16 protein-coding genes are annotated in these 16132 nt (G+C 62.2%); 4 read left to right on the top strand and 12 right to left on the bottom strand.

What is annotated here, in order from left to right; genetic code table 11:
• Positions 1–206 precede the first annotated feature (206 nt).
• From AMC88_RS17050 to AMC88_RS17035, 4 genes are read right to left on the bottom strand one after another with little or no spacing between them, the layout of a single operon-like run.
• Positions 207–1178 (bottom strand): ABC transporter substrate-binding protein, encoded by a 972-nt coding sequence (locus AMC88_RS17050; RefSeq protein ID WP_004673998.1) that lies wholly within the window; start codon positions 1176–1178, stop codon positions 207–209.
• 59 nt (positions 1179–1237) lie between these two features.
• On the bottom strand, positions 1238–2365 hold the full coding sequence (locus AMC88_RS17045; RefSeq protein ID WP_012484961.1) for an ABC transporter permease: 1128 nt from the start codon (positions 2363–2365) through the stop codon (positions 1238–1240).
• Complete coding sequence (locus AMC88_RS17040) at positions 2362–3291, bottom strand: ABC transporter permease (RefSeq protein WP_012484960.1); 930 nt, start codon at positions 3289–3291, stop codon at positions 2362–2364. Before AMC88_RS17040 ends, AMC88_RS17045 begins: the two co-directional genes overlap by 4 nt.
• 51 nt (positions 3292–3342) lie before the next feature.
• On the bottom strand, positions 3343–4128 hold the full coding sequence (locus tag AMC88_RS17035) for an ABC transporter ATP-binding protein (protein WP_004673032.1): 786 nt from the start codon (positions 4126–4128) through the stop codon (positions 3343–3345).
• A gap of 94 nt (positions 4129–4222) precedes the next feature.
• On the opposite strand from AMC88_RS17035, the gene AMC88_RS17030 reads away from it, so the two are divergent.
• Positions 4223–4636, top strand: a complete 414-nt coding sequence (locus AMC88_RS17030; RefSeq protein ID WP_010004408.1) for a cupin domain-containing protein — start codon at positions 4223–4225, stop codon at positions 4634–4636.
• 57 nt (positions 4637–4693) lie between these two features.
• Here the strand turns inward: AMC88_RS17030 and hydA are convergent, their stop codons facing one another.
• The 3 genes from hydA to AMC88_RS17015 are packed head-to-tail and all read right to left on the bottom strand — an operon-like array spanning position 4694 to position 7988.
• Positions 4694–6148: a dihydropyrimidinase gene (gene hydA / locus AMC88_RS17025; RefSeq protein ID WP_012484959.1), complete on the bottom strand. Its 1455-nt coding sequence runs from the start codon at positions 6146–6148 to the stop codon at positions 4694–4696.
• On the bottom strand, positions 6145–6735 hold the full coding sequence (locus tag AMC88_RS17020; protein WP_064825545.1) for an endonuclease domain-containing protein: 591 nt from the start codon (positions 6733–6735) through the stop codon (positions 6145–6147). The genes hydA and AMC88_RS17020 overlap by 4 nt, the downstream gene beginning before the upstream one ends.
• Positions 6735–7988: a Zn-dependent hydrolase gene (locus tag AMC88_RS17015; RefSeq protein ID WP_041683752.1), complete on the bottom strand. Its 1254-nt coding sequence runs from the start codon at positions 7986–7988 to the stop codon at positions 6735–6737. The genes AMC88_RS17020 and AMC88_RS17015 overlap by 1 nt, the downstream gene beginning before the upstream one ends.
• Before the next feature lie 301 nt (positions 7989–8289).
• Here AMC88_RS17015 and AMC88_RS17010 point away from each other — a divergent pair, with 301 nt between their 5' ends.
• A complete protein-coding gene (locus tag AMC88_RS17010) occupies positions 8290–8940 on the top strand; it encodes a TetR family transcriptional regulator C-terminal domain-containing protein (RefSeq protein ID WP_004673044.1) in 651 nt (216 codons plus the stop codon).
• 3 nt (positions 8941–8943) lie between these two features.
• On the opposite strand, the gene AMC88_RS17005 is transcribed toward AMC88_RS17010, so the two are convergent.
• From AMC88_RS17005 to AMC88_RS16995, 3 genes are all read right to left on the bottom strand, one after another.
• Entirely contained in the window at positions 8944–11508 is a 2565-nt protein-coding gene (locus tag AMC88_RS17005; RefSeq protein ID WP_064825544.1) for an HWE histidine kinase domain-containing protein, read from the bottom strand.
• Positions 11505–12041: a biliverdin-producing heme oxygenase gene (locus AMC88_RS17000; protein WP_049772076.1), complete on the bottom strand. Its 537-nt coding sequence runs from the start codon at positions 12039–12041 to the stop codon at positions 11505–11507. The genes AMC88_RS17005 and AMC88_RS17000 overlap by 4 nt, the downstream gene beginning before the upstream one ends.
• Before the next feature lie 173 nt (positions 12042–12214).
• On the bottom strand, positions 12215–13114 hold the full coding sequence (locus AMC88_RS16995) for a LysR family transcriptional regulator (RefSeq protein WP_004673049.1): 900 nt from the start codon (positions 13112–13114) through the stop codon (positions 12215–12217).
• A 102-nt stretch (positions 13115–13216) separates the two neighbouring features.
• Here AMC88_RS16995 and AMC88_RS16990 point away from each other — a divergent pair, with 102 nt between their 5' ends.
• Positions 13217–14239, top strand: a complete 1023-nt coding sequence (locus AMC88_RS16990; protein ID WP_012484954.1) for a zinc-dependent alcohol dehydrogenase family protein — start codon at positions 13217–13219, stop codon at positions 14237–14239.
• A 39-nt stretch (positions 14240–14278) separates the two neighbouring features.
• Here the strand turns inward: AMC88_RS16990 and AMC88_RS16985 are convergent, their stop codons facing one another.
• Entirely contained in the window at positions 14279–14689 is a 411-nt protein-coding gene (locus tag AMC88_RS16985) for a rhodanese-like domain-containing protein (protein WP_012484953.1), read from the bottom strand.
• 71 nt (positions 14690–14760) lie between these two features.
• On the opposite strand from AMC88_RS16985, the gene ftrA reads away from it, so the two are divergent.
• Positions 14761–15762, top strand: a complete 1002-nt coding sequence (gene ftrA, locus AMC88_RS16980) for a transcriptional regulator FtrA (protein WP_041683751.1) — start codon at positions 14761–14763, stop codon at positions 15760–15762.
• Positions 15763–15822: 60 nt separating this feature from the next.
• On the opposite strand, the gene AMC88_RS32130 is transcribed toward ftrA, so the two are convergent.
• Positions 15823–16071, bottom strand: coding sequence for an SEC-C metal-binding domain-containing protein (locus AMC88_RS32130; protein WP_012484951.1), 249 nt, complete (start codon positions 16069–16071; stop codon positions 15823–15825).
• Positions 16072–16132: the final 61 nt, after the last annotated feature.

Below are 16132 nucleotides of genomic sequence, written 5' to 3'. Positions count from 1 at the left end.
CCATGAGCCGATAATAATTGCCATCAGAACCTGAATCAATCACCGAAGGGTTATGCGACCATGACGATGATTGATCCTGGCTCTACCCTAATGACGTTTGACGCCCGACAAATGCGACAGCTGCCCGGTGCTTTTTTATGAAAGCAGGAAAAATATGAAACGCGCGGAGACCTTCTCCGCGCGTTCGCCCTGCAATGTTGCCGCGATTACTTGGAAGCAGCGTCGGTAATGTCGTGCGTCCAGGCGCCCGAAGGCTCCTTGCTGATAATCTTCTGGTCGAGCAGCGCCTTTGCTGTGCGGGCATAGAGCGCTTCGTCCAGCTTGCCGGAGCCGTCGCCGACGAGCTTGGCGACTTCGCCCATCATGCGCTTCTGGTGGTTCTCGTCCTGGCCGCCGTTGTCCATGACGATCTCGGCAGCTTCATCAGGGTTTTCGGTCGCGTATTTCCAGCCCTTCATCGAGGCGCGGACGAACTTGACCATTTTCTCCTTGAAGGCCGGATCCTTCAGCTTGTCTTCCATCGCGTAGAGGCCGTCTTCCAAGAGGTCGTTGCCCATCGCGGTATAGTTGAAGACCGTCAGTTCCTCCGGCTTGAAGCCAGCATCGATCGCCTGCCAGTATTCATTATAGGTCATGACGGAGATGCAGTCGGCCTGCTTCTGGACGAGCGGCTGCACGTCGAAGCTCTGCTTCAGCACGGTGACGCCGTTCGGGCCGCCTTCGGTGGAGAGGCCAAGCTTGTTCATCCAGGCGAAGAAGGGATACTCGTTGCCGAAGAACCAAACGCCGAGCGTGTGGCCCTTGAAGTCGGCTTCGGTTTTTACAGGGCCGTCCTTGCGGCAGATCATTTCCAGGCCCGACTTCTGGTAGGGCTGGGCGATGTTGACGAGCGGAACACCCTTTTCGCGGGCAACGAGAGCGCCGCCCATCCAGTCGACGATCACATCGGCGCCTCCGCCGGCGATCACCTGCTCGGGGGCGATATCGGGACCGCCCGGCTTAATGTCGACGTCCAGGCCCTCTTCCTTGTAGAAGCCCTTGTCCTTAGCGACGTAGTAACCGCCGAACTGGCCCTGCGTCACCCATTTCAACTGCAGCACGACCTTGTCGGCGGCCATCGCGTGCGCGGCGGCCAGCGTCATGGCGCTCGCCATCATTGCAACCATCAACTTTTTCATTTTCTTTTCCTTACCCTCTGAAGTTATGCCCGAACCCCATTTGCGAGGCCCGTGCGCGCCTAGCCACCACGGATAGACGGATGCCAGAATGTCACCGCCCGTTCCGTCAGGGCGATGATGCCATAGAAAATCGAGCCGGCCATCGCCGCAACGGCGATTTCCGCCCAAACCATGTCGACATTCATGCGGCCGATCTCGGTGGAGATGCGGAAGCCCATGCCGACGATCGGCGTCCCGAAGAATTCGGCAACGATGGCACCAATCAGCGCCAGCGTCGAGTTGATCTTCAGTGCGTTGAAAATGAATGGCATGGCAGCCGGAAGCTTGAGCTTCAGCAGCGTCTGCCAGTCGCTCGAGGCATAGGTGCGCATCAGGTCGCGTTCCATGCTGCCGGAGGCGGCAAGGCCGGCGACGGTGTTCACCAGCATCGGGAAGAAGGTCATGATGATGACGACTGCGGCCTTCGACGGCCAGTCGAAGCCGAACCACATGACCATGACGGGGGCGATGCCGATGATCGGCAGGGCTGAGACCATATTGCCGATCGGCAGCAGGCCGCGGCGCAGGAAGGCGACGCGATCGGCCAGCACCGCGACGATGAAGCCGCTAAGGCAGCCGATGATATAGCCGATCAATACCGCCTTGAAGATGGTCTGTCTGACGTCGTCGCCGAGGATCGGCAGGGAAGCCATGATACGGGCGCCGATGGCGCTCGGTGGCGGTAGGATGATGAAGGGAATGCCGGCGCCGCGCGTTGCCGCCTCCCAGAGGATGAGGATCCAGGCGCCGAAGATTGCCGGGATCAGCAGTTGCAGCGCCGATTTGCCGAAGGCGGTGACGGGCTGCTGTTTCGATAGCTCGGTGACGCATCGCCAAGCCAGCAGCCAGCAGGCGAAGAGCAGCAGGAAGAAAGCCCGCGTCGCCATGCCCTCGTTGCCGGAGAGAGCGGACAGCAGCATCCAGGCGGCGCCATGGGCGCCGATGAACAGCACGGTGGCGCGGTAGGCCAGCGGCTGTGGCGCGAAGGACAGCAGTGCGGCGGCGGCGACGATGATGAAGACGAGGCTCGCCGTGCCGTCGGTGAAGGGCCGTGCCGCCCCCTCGGCCAGCAGCGGCAGGGTGATCAGCGCTGCAAGGCAGAGGAGGAGGGCGGTCACGCCCTGCCAGGAGAAGGTCAGGTGTCTCATGCCGGCCTCCCACCCATCGCGCGGTCGACGATCTTGGCGGCAAGGCCGACGATTGCAACCAGGATACCCGCCAGCAGCGATCCGGCGACCAAGGCCGCCCAGATATCGATAGTCTGGCTGTAATAGGAGCCGGCAAGCAGCTTCGAACCGATGCCGGCGGTGGCCCCGGTCGGCAGCTCGCCGACGATAGCGCCGACCAGGCTTGCGGCAATCGCGACCTTCATCGAGGTGAAGAGGAAGGGGATCGAGGCAGGGACACGCAATTTCCAGAAAGTCTGTATTGGGCTCGCATAATAGGTGCGCATCAGATCGAGATGCATGATCTCGGGCGACCGCAACCCCTTCACCATGCCGACGGCGACAGGGAAGAAGGAGAGGTAGGTGGAGATCAGCGCCTTGGAGACCAGACGGGAGGCGTCGGAATCGAGGTTGAGGAGGTGGGCCAGCGCATTGTCGCCGGTCAGCACATTATAGGAGATGATGACGATCATCGGCGCGATGGCAAGGATCGGAATGGTCTGGCTCGCCACAAGCCAGGGCATCAACGATCGGTCCATAGCGCGATTGTGAACGATCAGCACCGCAAGAAGGATGCCGAGCAGCATACCGAATCCGAAACCGAGCAGGGTGGAGGAGAGTGTCACCCAGCTGTGGTAGACGAGGCTGCGATTGCTCGAAAGGCTGCGCAGCACGGTATTCTCGTAGACGTTCTGCGCCACCTGGTGCGGCGCCGGCAGGATCGGCTTCGGCTGCGCCAGCGTCTTGCCGATGAATTCGAGCGTCGTCGGTGCGACCCCGGCGCGGCTGTCCATGTCGCGCTGGAACGGCGCGTTCATCAGGACCGCGGCGACATACCAGATGGCGATGAGGACGAGCAGGATGGTGGTGACGGGAACGATCTTGTTTTTGAAGGTGTCGGGTTTCATAGCGACTGCCCCCATTTGAGGTCGAATGCGTAGCCCCTCGAACTCAACCGCCTAAACCTCATGGCTATGCCCCGTCCTCAGCCCTTCGCGAACGCGATGGGCGATCTCCAGGAATTCCGGGGTGTCGCGGATATCGAGCGGGCGTTCGGCCGGCAGCGTCGAGTCGATCACATCGGTGACGCGGCCCGGGCGCGGCGACATCACCACGATCTTGGTGGAGAGATAGACGGCCTCGGGGATGGAATGGGTGACGAAGCAGATCGTCTTGTTGGTACGCGCCCAGAGTTTCAGCAGCTCTTCGTTCAAATGGTCGCGGACGATCTCGTCCAATGCGCCGAAGGGTTCGTCCATCAACAGCAGGTCAGCGTCGAAGGCAAGCGCGCGGGCGATCGAGGCGCGCTGTTGCATGCCGCCGGAAAGCTGCCAAGGGAACTTCTTCTCGAAGCCGGAGAGGCCGACAAGATCGAGCGCTTCGGCGATCCGCCGCGTGCGATCAGCGCCACGATAACCCATAATCTCCAGCGGCAGGGCGATATTGTCTTCGATGACCCGCCAGGGCAGGAGCGCCGGCGCCTGGAAGACATAGCCGTAGGCACGGGCCTTGCGGGCTTCTTCCGGCGTCATGCCGTTGATCGAGATTTCGCCGGAGGTGCTCTTTTCGAGATCGGCGATGACGCGCAGGAAAGTCGTCTTGCCGCAGCCGGACGGGCCGATGAAAGAGACGAAGTCGCCCTTGCGGACATCGAGATTGACATCGCTCAGCGCATTCACCGGGCCGTCATTCGCCTGGTAGGTGAGACAGAGATCCTTGGCGGATACGACGGAGGGTGCTTGCATCAATGCGACCGTTCTTGTTTTCGCCGCGGGGAGGCGGTTTGCGTGTTACCATCGCCACAGGCCTTGCCGGCGGCACATTTCATGGAGGAAGAGAATGGACGCGACATCACAACCCACCTGCCACATCGTTCGCCCCAAACATGCCTATGACGGCAAGCAGGGACTGAGCTATTTCGAAGGGATCGCCGCCGAGACGGTCGGCGCCAAAGGGATTTGCATGCATCTGCTGACGATCCCGCCCGGCGTGCGCGCCAAAGCGCATCTGCATGAGGCGCACGAGACGGCGATCTACATGCTCTCCGGCGAGGCCCATACCTGGTACGGCGACCGGCTCGAGCATCACATCGTTGTCCATGCCGGCGAACTTTTCTATATACCGGCCGGCGTGCCGCACATGCCGGCAAACCTCAGCAGCACGCCGTGCACAGCGGTCATCGCGCGCACCGACCCGAACGAGCAGGAAAGCGTCGTGCTTCTGCCGGAACTGGACGCGCTGGTGCCGGCGTGAAGTCATCCGCATATAGGCGCCGTTCCCCGGTTGATGGCCATATCGTCGCGCGCCATGTCACACGCCTGTTGCCGGGATGCCTGTGCGTTCCACCTTGCGGGGCGAGGTGATCTCCTTCCAGGTGGAGAGCGCCTTGCTGACGGCTGTTACCGGCTCGCGGCGGACGAATTCGCCATGACCTTCCTGGGTCTTGATGGTGCTTTCCTCGATGGCGACAACGCCGCGTGTCAGGGTGTAGCGCGGCAGGCCGGTCACTTCCTTGCCCTCGAAGACGTTGTAGTCGATCGCCGACTGCTGGTTCTTGGACGAGATGGTCTTGGACCGCTTCGGGTCCCAGACGACGATATCGGCATCGGCGCCGACGAGGATTGCGCCCTTTTTCGGATAGATGTTGAGGATCTTGGCGATGTTGGTCGAGGTGACGGCGACGAATTCGTTCATCGTCAGCCGGCCGGTGTTGACGCCGTGCGTCCAGAGCATCGGCATGCGGTCTTCGAGGCCGCCGGTGCCGTTCGGGATCTTGGTGAAGTCGCCGACGCCGAAACGCTTCTGCGCGGTGGTGAAGGCGCAATGGTCGGTGGCGACCACCTGCAGCGAGCCGGAGGCCAGCCCGGCCCAGAGGCTATCCTGATGCTGCTTGCTGCGGAAGGGCGGCGACATCACCCGGCGGGCGGCGTGATCCCAGTCGGGATTGGAATATTCGCTCTCGTCGAGCGTCAGGTGCTGGATCAGCGGCTCGCCATAGACGCGTATGCCCTTTGCGCGGGCGCGCCTGATCGCCTCGTGCGCCTGTTCGCAGGAGGTATGGACGATATAAACAGGGCAGCCGGCCATGTCGGCAATCATGATGGCGCGGTTGGTGGCCTCGCCCTCGACTTCGGCGGGGCGGGAATAGGCATGCGCCTCGGGGCCGTTATTGCCCTCGGCGAGCAGCTTTGCCGACATCGACGCGACGACGTCGCCGTTTTCGGCGTGCACCAGCGGCAGGGCGCCGAGTTCGGCGCAGCGCTGGAAGGAGGCGAACATCTCGTCGTCATCAACCATCAGCGCGCCTTTGTAGGCCATGAAATGCTTGAAGGTGTTGATGCCCTTGTCGCGAACGATGGTCTCCATCTCCTTGAAGACCTGCTCGCTCCACCAGGTGACGGCCATGTGGAAGGAATAGTCGCAATTGGCGCGGGTCGATTTGTTATCCCACATGGTCAGCGCTTCGAGCAGCGACTGGCCCGGGGCGGGAAGGGCGAAATCGACCACCATCGTCGTGCCGCCGGAAAGGGCCGCGCGCGTACCGCTCTCGAAATCGTCGGAGGAATAGGTGCCCATGAAGGGCATTTCGAGATGGGTGTGCGGATCGATGCCGCCGGGCATGACATAACAGCCGGAAGCATCCAGCGTCTCGTCGCCGGAGAGGTTCGGGCCAATTTCGACGATCTTGCCGCCGTCGATCTTGATGTCAGCCTTGTAGGTGAGGTCGGCGGTGACGATGGTGCCGTTCTTGATGACTGTGGTCATGATCGTTGCCTATCCTTATTTGTGAATGCGGCTGGCGAATAGAAGCCGGGCAGTTCGGGACTGAATTCAAGCCGGCCCTGCAAGGCCGCAAGCATCGTTTCGAGTACGGAGCGCCGCTCGCGCGAGATTTCCTGACTCCAGAGGCGCAGTACCGAATAGCCATTGGCATTGAGCCATTCGGTACGGCGTTGGTCAGTCGCGCTCTCTGCGTGCTGGAAGCCGTCGACTTCGACAATCAGTCGTTCTTCGCGACAGAGGAAATCGACAATGAATGGGCCGAGCGGGACCTGTCGCGCGAATTTGTAGCCGTTCAGGCGTCGTGCGCGTAAGTCGCTCCAGAGGTAGTATTCCTCTTCGGTTCCGTTCCGGCGAAGCCGGCGGGCTTGCCCGGTTTTCGCCGGACGATGTTTACGGATATCCTGTTTGATAATTTTCGTCGCGCCCGGAGCCCCCTCATCCGCCCTTCGGGCACCTTCTCCCCGAGGGGAGAAGGGGGAAGCCGCAATGTCAGCCGATCCCTTCTCCCCGGCGGGGAGACGGTGGCCCGAGGGGTCGGATGAGGGGGCTCCGGGCGCGACGTTAGACATCACGCCACGATCTCCGCCGTCTCCACCACCGCATGGAACAGCACATCGGCGCCCGCCGTCGCCCATTCTTTGGAAATCTCTTCCGCTTCGTTGTGCGAGAGGCCGCCGACGCAGGGGCACATGACCATCGTGGCGGGCGCGACCTTGGCGGCCCAGCAGGCGTCGTGGCCGGCGCCGGAGATGAGGTTCATGTGGCTGTAGCCGAGGCGTTCGGCAGCGGAGCGGACCGCGGTGACAAGCTTTTCGTCGAAGGTGACGGGGGCGAAATGGCCGATCGCCTCGATGGAACAGCCGACGCCGAGGGCATCGCAGATGCCAGGCGCTTCCGCCTCTATTTTTGCCCGCATGCGGTCGAGCTTGGCCTTGTCGGGCGAGCGGATGTCGACGGTGAAGACGACCTTGCCCGGCAGCACGTTGCGGGAGTTCGGCGAGAAGAAGACCTGGCCGACGCCGCCGACGGCGCCCGGCTGTTCGGCCATCGCGACACCCTGCACCATTTCCAGGATGCGCGACATCGCCAGACCGGCATTGACGCGCATGTTCATTGGCGTCGAGCCGGTATGGGCTTCCTTGCCGGTCAGGGTGAATTCGAGCCACCACAGACCCTGACAGTGGGTGACGACGCCGATCTGCTTGTCCTCGGCCTCGAGGATCGGGCCTTGTTCGATGTGATATTCGAAATAGGCATGCATCTTGCGGGCGCCGACCTCTTCGTCGCCGACCCAGCCGATGCGCTTCAGTTCGTCGCCGAACAGATTGCCTTCGGGATCTTTTCGATTATAGGCAAAGTCGAGGCTGTGAACGCCGGCGAAGACGCCCGAGGCCAGCATGGCCGGGGCAAAACGGGCGCCTTCTTCGTTCGTCCAGTTGGTCACAACGATCGGATGTTTGGTTTTGATGCCGAGGTCGTTCATGGTGCGCACGACTTCGAGAGCCGCAAGCACGCCGAGAACGCCGTCATATTTGCCGCCGGTCGGTTGGGTGTCGAGATGCGAGCCGACATAGACGGGCAGGGCATCGGGATCGGTGCCGGGGCGGGTGGCGAACATCGTGCCCATCTGGTCGACGCCCATGGTAAGGTCGGCCTCGTCGCACCATGTCTTGAAGAGGCTGCGTCCCTCGGCATCCGAATCGGTCAGCGTCTGGCGATTGTTGCCGCCCGCGATACCGGGTCCGATCTTCGCCATGTCCATGAGACTGTCCCAGAGACGGTCGCCATTGACGCGCATGTTCTCGCCTGGTGCTGCCACCATTTTTCAAGCCCTCACCTGTTTGCGGCAGTCATGCAAGGGGCATGCCTGCCTGTTCCCATGGTCTCTTCCGGCACCTCTTATTGGTTTTGTCGAGCGCCGGAAAATCGCTAGTTGCCTTTGTTTTTCATCTGGCAGATAATTTGACCGATTGGTAAACATTACAACTTCCACCGCCGGGCTCAAGACGAAAATCACGAAAATTGCCGATAAAAATGCGGGCAGTTGCTCAAGAAAGCGGCAGTAGGCTTGTCCTGCTCAAACTTGAGCGAAGAAGTTGAATTTCAAGGGGAAACAATAGCCGATGGCTATTCCGAGAGCAGCGAAGACCCTGAGGCGGACGCGAATCCAGGAGGAGAAGGAAGAGCAGATTCTGGAGGCGGCGCTCGACGTGTTTTCGGCGCGCGGCTTTCGCGGCTCGACCATCGACCAGATCGCGGAAGTGGCCGGCATGTCAAAACCCAATCTGCTCTATTACTTTCGTACCAAGGAAGCCATGCACCGGGCGCTGATCGACCGGGTGCTTTACACCTGGCTGGAGCCGTTGCGCGCCTTCGACGCCGAAGGCAATCCGGAAGAGGAAATCCGCAGCTATATCAGACGCAAGCTGGAGATGGCCCGCGACTTTCCGCGTGAAAGCCGGCTCTTCGCCAATGAGGTGCTGCAGGGCGCGCCGCATATCGAGGACGAGCTGAAGGGGCCGCTGAAGGAACTGGTCGACGAGAAGGCCGAGGTCATCCGCGCCTGGGCGAAATCGGGCAAGATCATCAAATGCGACCCCTATCATCTGATCTTCTCAATCTGGTCAACGACCCAGCATTATGCTGACTTCGACGTCCAGGTGCGCGCGGTACTGGGACAGGAACATGCCGGCGAAGGCCGCTTCGAGGATGCTGCGCGGTTTCTGGAACAGCTCTTCATCGGCGGGCTGCGGCCGGATCACTCCGAGAGCTGACGTCTACTTAGGAAGCGGCAGACGGGCGAGGGCGTCCGTCACACCTTCCATCGTGTAGGGTTTCTGTAAGACGGGCGCATCCGAATGGCTGTGCGCCTGGGCGATGCCCTCCCCATAGCCTGTGGCAAAAATGAATGGCACACCATCGGCTGCCAGTCGGTCGGCAATCCCGAAGCTGGTCTCGTCACCGAGATTGACATCGAGAAGCGCCAGATCGAAGGACCGGTGGGCGAGGATTTCCATTGCCTCGGCAACACTCGGTGCGGTTGCGATTTCGGCGCCCAGCCGGCGCAGAATATCTTCGCCGTCCATGGCTATGATCAGGTTGTTTTCCACCAGCAGCACGCTCAGGCCGGAAAGCGGCTGTCGATCGCCTGCTATCGGCTTGGGCGCCGTTGCTCCGAATGGCACTGAATCTGATCGCTCGCTGGTTGGGCGGACAACATATCGCCCGGGAATGAAGAAATCCGCTTCGAGCCCGTCCTTGTTGTAGCGCACCTCGGCCTTGCCGCCGAGATCATAAGGAATCGAGCGCCGAATGATCGTCGAGCCGAAGCCGTGGCGCGTGGGTTCGGTGACGAGCGGGCCATCCTTTTCGCGCCAGCCAATGTGCAGATTGCCTTCATCATCGCGGGACCAGCCGAGTTCGACCATGCCGCTGCCGGCGCCGGAAAGGCTGCCGTATTTGGCGCTGTTGGTCATCAGCTCGTGAAAAACAAGGGCAGCGGTGGAAAAGGCCTGCAGCTCCAGCAGCACGTCCTCGCCGCGCATCTGAATGCGCTGGGCATTTTTGCCAAGATAGGCGGCGGTCTCGGCCAGCAGCAATTGCCGAAGCGAAGCAGGTGCCCAGTGATCCCTCGTAATCTGGTCATGGGCACGGGCGAGTGACTGGACGCGGCCCTCGATCTGGCGGATGTAGTCGCCGAGGCTGACCGATGTTGCCTGCGACTGGCGGATGATGCCGGTGATCAGGCTCAATATGTTGCGGACGCGGTGGTTGAGCTCGGCGATCAGCAGTTCCTGCCGCTCGTTCGCCATCTGGCGCGCCATACTCGCTTCGTCGGTCAGGCGGAGAACCACTTCGATCAACGTGACGCGGATCGTTTCTGCAACGCGCTGCTCCGCCTCGGTGAAGGGGAGGGAGCGGCCTCGCACCAATTCCGACCACTCTTCGAAGCTCTTGCGCGGCGTCAATCGCGGCCCGTTGGGTCCATATTCCACCGGCTTGTGCGGATCGCCACCCCAGCGGACGGTGCGTACCAATTCCTGACGGAAGAGCACGACATAATCGCGCGGCGAACGCGAGATCGGAATGGCGAGCATGCCCGCTACGACCGCGTCGATTTCGAGATCCGGATAGGTCTGCGAAAGCCTGTCGACAGCATAGATCCGCCCGCCGGCGTTGCGGTTGAGATGGCGTACGAGGCTCGCAAAATTTTTCTTATCTGGTCCGATACCGGCAAGCGCCAGCCGTCCGTTGATCCACACACCGATGCCGTCGGCAGGAATGGCGTCGGCGAGCGCCTCGATCAGCCAGGCCGGATCGTCGAGCAGGCTGGCATTATCGGCGACGGAGGTGAGAAGCCGGTCGGCGATGCGGCGCGCCTTGGTCTCATAGTCGAGCGCCAGCCGTCTCTCGCGGCTTTCGAGACGCGACGCGAACATCTGACCGAAGAGTTCTGCGGTGGAGCGGCTTTGAGCCGACGGCAGGCGCGGCTCGTAATGGTGGCAGGCAAAGAGGCCCCAGAGTTTGCCATCCACGACGATCGATATGGAGAGCGAAGCGCCGACGCCCATATTCTTCAGATATTCGATGTGGATCGGCGAAACCGAGCGCAAAACCGACATGGAGAGATCGAGCGGCTGGCCGTGCTCGTCGCGTTCCGGAAGGATCGGCACGGGCACGGCATCGACATCGGCAATGATGCGGAACAGATTGCGCAGATAAAGGGCGCGGGCCTGCACCGGGATGTCGGAAGCGGGATAATGCAGTCCCAGGAATGAGCCGATGCCGCTGCGGGCGGCTTCGGCTACAACTTCGCCGGAACCGCCTTCGTCGAAACGATAGACCATGACCCGATCGAAGCCGGTCAGGGCGCGCGCCTGTCTTGCCCCTTCACGGAAGAAAGCTTCCAGCGTTTCCGCCTGGTCGAGGCGGGACATCATGCTGCGCATGGAGAGCGAAGGGGCATTGCGCCTGTCTTCCTGGCAGCGCTCGCCTTCGATGATGACCTGGCTTTCGTTGAAGTGCACGGCAACATCGAACTTGGACTGATCGGGCGTCAGGGCGATCGCGAAAACGCGCTCGACGACGTCGGCGCCGCGCAAGGTGGTCAGCTTGTTGCGGATCGTGTGAAGCGCTTCGGGCATGATCAGCGTGGAAGCGGGACGGCCGAGCGCATCGGCCTGGGTCACGCCCAGAAACTCGGCAAGGTTGACGGAGGCGCGCGTGACGATCCAATCCGAAGATACTTGCAGCAAAAATCCGAAGGGCTGGATTGCGCCGAGCTGATGGATCGGCTCGCGGTCGCAATTGGTGAGATCCACGGGTTCGCGTGTGCCGCTCATGGGACGGCTTCCAGTTCGAGCTGCGCGGCTTTGAGGAAGAGCTCGAAGACATTGCGGGCCGCTGCGACTGCTATCGCGGGATCGCCGACATCGCTCGCGTCGAGGCGCTCCATGAAGGCGCGCATGGCGCCCTTTGGCCCTTGCGGCGCGAGATAGCTGCGCGGCAGGTGATCCGGCACGGACTTGGCAAGCAAAGCGCCGCCGAGCTTGGAGCCTTCGAGCACGTAGAGCGCTCCCCAGAGTGCCGCTTCGCAACCCAGTGCCGGCGGCGGAAGCAGCGCCGGCATTTGATCGCCGAGCGCCCGGATATCGGCAAAGAGCAGCGGCGCACGTCTGCGGTCCGGCCAGTCGGGCAGCAGGCGGCGGATGCCGGCATGCTCGATCGCATTTTCGGCGGCCGGCACGATGCGGGCATGCGTGCGCAGAAATGTCCGATACTGCTCTCTATTGGAAAGATCGAACGTGCCGAAAAGCTTGTCGACCTCGGCGTGGCAATCTGCTGTTTGTGCGCGAAGCACGCTGCGAAGTGACATGCGGACCGTATTCTGGGTGAGATGGCAGATGATGCCGTTTATAAGAGAACGCGAACTAGCGATATATTGCAGCATCTCTGTATTTCCAGAGAAACCCATAGAAAAACGGAGGATTCCTTTGCCCCGCGGTCCACTGCCCGGCCTCGCAAGCGCCACTGGCAGCGCTAGCCCATTCAATCCATCAGGCGAGGCAGATTTGCCGCCAATATATCGATGGCAAGACGCACCTTCGGCAGCATCACCGGCGATCTCGGCCACACGGCATAGGCTTGGAAGATGTTGGACGGCATATCGGTCAGAACCCGCACGAGCTCACCTGACAGGACCCTGTCCCGCACCAGCCAGCAGGTCAGCCAGGCAAGGCCCCGGCCTTCCACGGCGGCGTCTGCTATCGAGGCGAGATCGTCGAGCCGCAGCCGCGATTTCGGCAGAATTTCGCGCGGCGGACCGGCTGCAGCCGGAAAGATCCAGGGTCTGTCGTTGTCACCCCTGCGATAGACGATAGCCTGATGGTGGGCGAGATCCTCGAGCGTTTGCGGCGCGCCATATTTCTCCAGATAGGCAGGCGAGGCGCAGACCGTCATGGACTGCCCGGCGATCGCCCGCGCCATCAGGTCGGGATTGTCCTTCAGCGGGCCGTTGCGGACGGCAAGATCGAAGCCGTCCTCCAGGAGATCGACGATGCGATCGCTGAAGGAGAAGTCGAGTTCGAGATCCGGGTGATCGTCGAGCAGGCGGGTCAGGATCGGAGCGGCGCATTGACGTCCGAACAGCACCGGCATCGATACCCGCAGCCTGCCGCGGACCTCGCGCCTGCCAGATTCGAGCTGGGCCTCGCCGATGCGGATTTCCTCAATGGCTCTCAGGCAGCGCTCATAGAAGAACCGGCCTTCGTCGGTCAGGCTTTGGGTCCGGGTCGTGCGGTTGAAGAGTCGCACGCCGAGCCGCTGTTCGAGCCTTGCGATCGTTTTGCTGACTGCCGAGCGGGTAAGGTGAAGCCGTTCGGCGGCGGCTGAGAAGCCGCCGGCTTCTGCCGTCTGGACGAAGATCGAAATCCCCTTCAGTTGCTCCATATTTGTTTCCACGTCGGCACCATTCTGTCGATTTAATATCGCAACAGCGGACAGATTTTCAACGATATATCTGCGGCTCCTTAATCGAGAAGGAGCAGAAAGATGCAGATGACAAGGCAGTGGCAGACCGAGACGATCGGACCGTGCGCCGATCTGAAGATCGGTGAAGCCCGAATTCCCGAGGTGTCAGGTACGATGGTCCGGGTGCGGACGCAGGCGGTTTCTCTCAACTTCCGCGATAGGCTGGTGCTGGAGAGCGGCATGGGACTGCCGTTGAAGTTTCCCTTCGTGCCGGCCTCGGACATGGCGGGGGTGGTCGAGGCCGTCGGGCCTGACGTGACGCGCTTCAAACCTGGAGACCGGGTGATCTCCACCTTTTCGCCGGACTGGATCGAGGGCCGGGGGCCGGGCACGGCCCGCACTCCACATTACCGGACACGCGGCGGCTTCTATCCGGGCGTGCTGTCCGAACATACCGTACTTTCCGAGCAGTGGTTCACGCGTGCGCCTGATACACTCGATGCCGCCGAAGCAAGCACGCTGCCCTGCGCCGGCCTGACCGCGTGGTTCGCCCTCATTGAATGCGGCAGGCTGAAAGCCGGCGACAAGGTGTTGGTGCAGGGAACCGGCGGCGTCGCGCTCTTCGGCCTGCAGATCGCCAAGGCGCATGGCGCCGAGGTCTTCATTACATCAGGCAGTGCCGAAAAGCTCGAGCGGGCGTCGGCGCTCGGCGCCGATCATCTGATCAACAGGCGCGACGGCGACTGGGTGGAGCGGCTCTATCACCTGACGGGGGACTACGGCGCCGACCATGTGCTTGAGATCGTCGGCGGGCCGCATCTCGGCCAAGCGCTGAAGGCCGTGGCGGTCAACGGCCGCATCTCGGTGATCGGCGTGTTCGAGGGGTTCGACGTCTCGGGGCCGGCGGCGCCATTCCTTCTGAAGGCGCCCATCGTACAGGGAATTTCGGTTGGTCACCGTCGGGCGCTGGAAGATCTGGTGCGCGCCGTCGACCGGACCGGGCTGAAGCCTGTCATCGACAAGCGTTATGCCTTCGAGGAATTGCCGCAGGCGCTCGATCATCTCTATCGCGGCCCGTTCGGCAAGGTCGTCATCGAGTTTTGAAACATGCGCTCCCCTCGCGTCGTAGAGGGGAGCTTGCGGCTATTCGGCAGCGACGGCCTCGCTTTCGAAGCCGAAACCCTCGTCGGCCCAACCGGTCATGCCGCCGATCATCAGCTTCGCCCTCAGGCCGAGCCTGGCGAGGCGGAGAGCGGCCTTATCCGCGCCGTTGCAGTGGGGTCCGGCGCAATAAACGACGAACAGTGTGTCTCTTGCCCATTCCGACATGCGGTGCGCGGTCATCTTGCCATGCGGCAGGTTGATCGCGCCCGGCACGTGTGATTGCGCAAACAGCGCCGGCGAGCGCACGTCGAGGAGAACGAAATCGACCTTGGCGCCGGCAAAGGCGGCATGGACATCGGAGCAATCGGTCTCGAAGGCGAGCTTGGCGGCATAGTGAGCGGCGGCGAGATCGGGCGCGGCGGCTGGTATTTCGGAGACGGGGCCTGGCATTTGTCTTTCCTTCGCGTGTTGGAATTGCAGCCTGGTATCGGCGATGGTAGAGCTTTGCGAAATTGGCCATCATGACCGACAGCGTAAAGATCATGCCAAACACATCGCCGCATCAGACGAAAGCACCGCTGGTCGCAGTCCTTGCCTATGACGGACTTTGCACCTTCGAATTCGGCATCGCCTACGAGGTCTTCGGCCTGCCGCGTCCGGAGATGGGCGAGGGCTGGTATCGCTTCTCGGTCTGCGGCATCGAACCGGGGCCGCTTCGCGCCGCCGGCGGGTTGACGGTTGCCGTCGACAAGGGGCTGGAGGTGCTCGAGGAGGCGGACCTGATCGTCGTGCCGGGCTGGCGGGCGATCGACGCGCCGGTGCCTGCGCCGCTGATCGCTGCCTTGCGGGCTGCACACGGACGGGGTGCGCGGGTGATGTCGCTCTGCTCCGGCGTTGCCGTGCTTGCTGCGGCCGGTCTGCTGGCCGGACGGCGGGCGACCACGCATTGGCGCTACGTCGCCTCGATCGCCGCGCGTTATCCCGACATCAGCCTCGATGCCGACGTTCTCTACATCGACGAGGGCAGCCTGCTGACGGCGGCGGGCAGTGCCGCCGGCATCGATCTCTGCCTGCATGTGGTGCGCGGCGATTTCGGCGCGGATGCCGCCAACAGCGTGGCGCGACGGCTCGTCGTTCCGCCGCATCGTGAGGGCGGGCAGGCGCAGTTCATCGCGGCTCCCGTGCCGGAAGAGCGCGAGGGCATCCGTCTCGGGCCGCTGATCGAGTGGATGCGGGAAAGCCTGTCCGAGGAGCAGCCGATCAATCTGCTCGCCAAAAGAGCCGGCATGAGCATGCGCACCTTTCAGCGCCGCTTCGAAGCCACAACCGGTGAGAGTGTCGGCGAATGGCTGCTGAAGGAGCGGCTGCGGCACGCGCGCGATCTCCTCGAGAAAGAGCTTGCCGTGTCGCTCGACGACATCGCGATATCAAGCGGCTTCGGCACGCTGGCGACGATGCGGCATCATTTCCGTAGGCGGCTCGGGACGAGCCCGAGCGCCTACCGGAAATCATTTGGCGACTAGTGGGCCTTCCTGGGCATCTTCAGTCACGGTCTCTAAAAATAGTAATGCCGCTCGATGCCGTCATAGCGGCCGGATTGCAGGCAGCAATTCTTGAAACCGCCTCCTGGAGCCGCAGGGGCAGGGATCGTTGCGGCCGAGTTTTTCGATCCGTTCGACATCGCCATGAACGATCTGCGAACCGGTCTTGACCCGGGCTTCGGATGGGAAGGATTTACGCCGTTTCGACGTGACCTCAAAAGCTGAAGTCGGTGAGGTGTTTGCGAGCCATGGCTGCCTCCTCTTCGGTTGCACGCTGCGATGGTGCAGCATGATCCCCTAGATCCATTGCGGGCTCGGTGCAACGCCGCGGATTTAAACTTCTCCGCGGCGT

The sequence above is a fragment of the Rhizobium phaseoli genome, assembly GCF_001664385.1.
Taxonomy (GTDB): Bacteria; Pseudomonadota; Alphaproteobacteria; order Rhizobiales; family Rhizobiaceae; genus Rhizobium; species Rhizobium phaseoli.
The sequence above is the reverse complement of the archived record's forward strand: the minus strand, read 5'-3'. Positions and strand labels throughout refer to the sequence as shown.

Bases quoted from the DNA above. Each gene is read 5' to 3' on its own strand.
- AMC88_RS17050 (WP_004673998.1), bottom strand. From the start codon at position 1,178: ATGAAAAAGTTGATGGTTGCAATGATGGCGAGCGCCATGACGCTGGCC.
- AMC88_RS17045 (WP_012484961.1), bottom strand. From the start codon at position 2,365: ATGAGACACCTGACCTTCTCCTGGCAGGGCGTGACCGCCCTCCTCCTC.
- AMC88_RS17040 (WP_012484960.1), bottom strand. From the start codon at position 3,291: ATGAAACCCGACACCTTCAAAAACAAGATCGTTCCCGTCACCACCATC.
- AMC88_RS17035 (WP_004673032.1), bottom strand. From the start codon at position 4,128: ATGCAAGCACCCTCCGTCGTATCCGCCAAGGATCTCTGTCTCACCTAC.
- AMC88_RS17030 (WP_010004408.1), top strand. From the start codon at position 4,223: ATGGACGCGACATCACAACCCACCTGCCACATCGTTCGCCCCAAACAT.
- hydA (WP_012484959.1), bottom strand. From the start codon at position 6,148: ATGACCACAGTCATCAAGAACGGCACCATCGTCACCGCCGACCTCACC.
- AMC88_RS17020 (WP_064825545.1), bottom strand. From the start codon at position 6,735: ATGTCTAACGTCGCGCCCGGAGCCCCCTCATCCGACCCCTCGGGCCAC.
- AMC88_RS17015 (WP_041683752.1), bottom strand. From the start codon at position 7,988: ATGGTGGCAGCACCAGGCGAGAACATGCGCGTCAATGGCGACCGTCTC.
- AMC88_RS17010 (WP_004673044.1), top strand. From the start codon at position 8,290: ATGGCTATTCCGAGAGCAGCGAAGACCCTGAGGCGGACGCGAATCCAG.
- AMC88_RS17005 (WP_064825544.1), bottom strand. From the start codon at position 11,508: ATGAGCGGCACACGCGAACCCGTGGATCTCACCAATTGCGACCGCGAG.
- AMC88_RS17000 (WP_049772076.1), bottom strand. From the start codon at position 12,041: ATGTCACTTCGCAGCGTGCTTCGCGCACAAACAGCAGATTGCCACGCC.
- AMC88_RS16995 (WP_004673049.1), bottom strand. From the start codon at position 13,114: ATGGAGCAACTGAAGGGGATTTCGATCTTCGTCCAGACGGCAGAAGCC.
- AMC88_RS16990 (WP_012484954.1), top strand. From the start codon at position 13,217: ATGCAGATGACAAGGCAGTGGCAGACCGAGACGATCGGACCGTGCGCC.
- AMC88_RS16985 (WP_012484953.1), bottom strand. From the start codon at position 14,689: ATGCCAGGCCCCGTCTCCGAAATACCAGCCGCCGCGCCCGATCTCGCC.
- ftrA (WP_041683751.1), top strand. From the start codon at position 14,761: ATGACCGACAGCGTAAAGATCATGCCAAACACATCGCCGCATCAGACG.
- AMC88_RS32130 (WP_012484951.1), bottom strand. From the start codon at position 16,071: ATGCTGCACCATCGCAGCGTGCAACCGAAGAGGAGGCAGCCATGGCTC.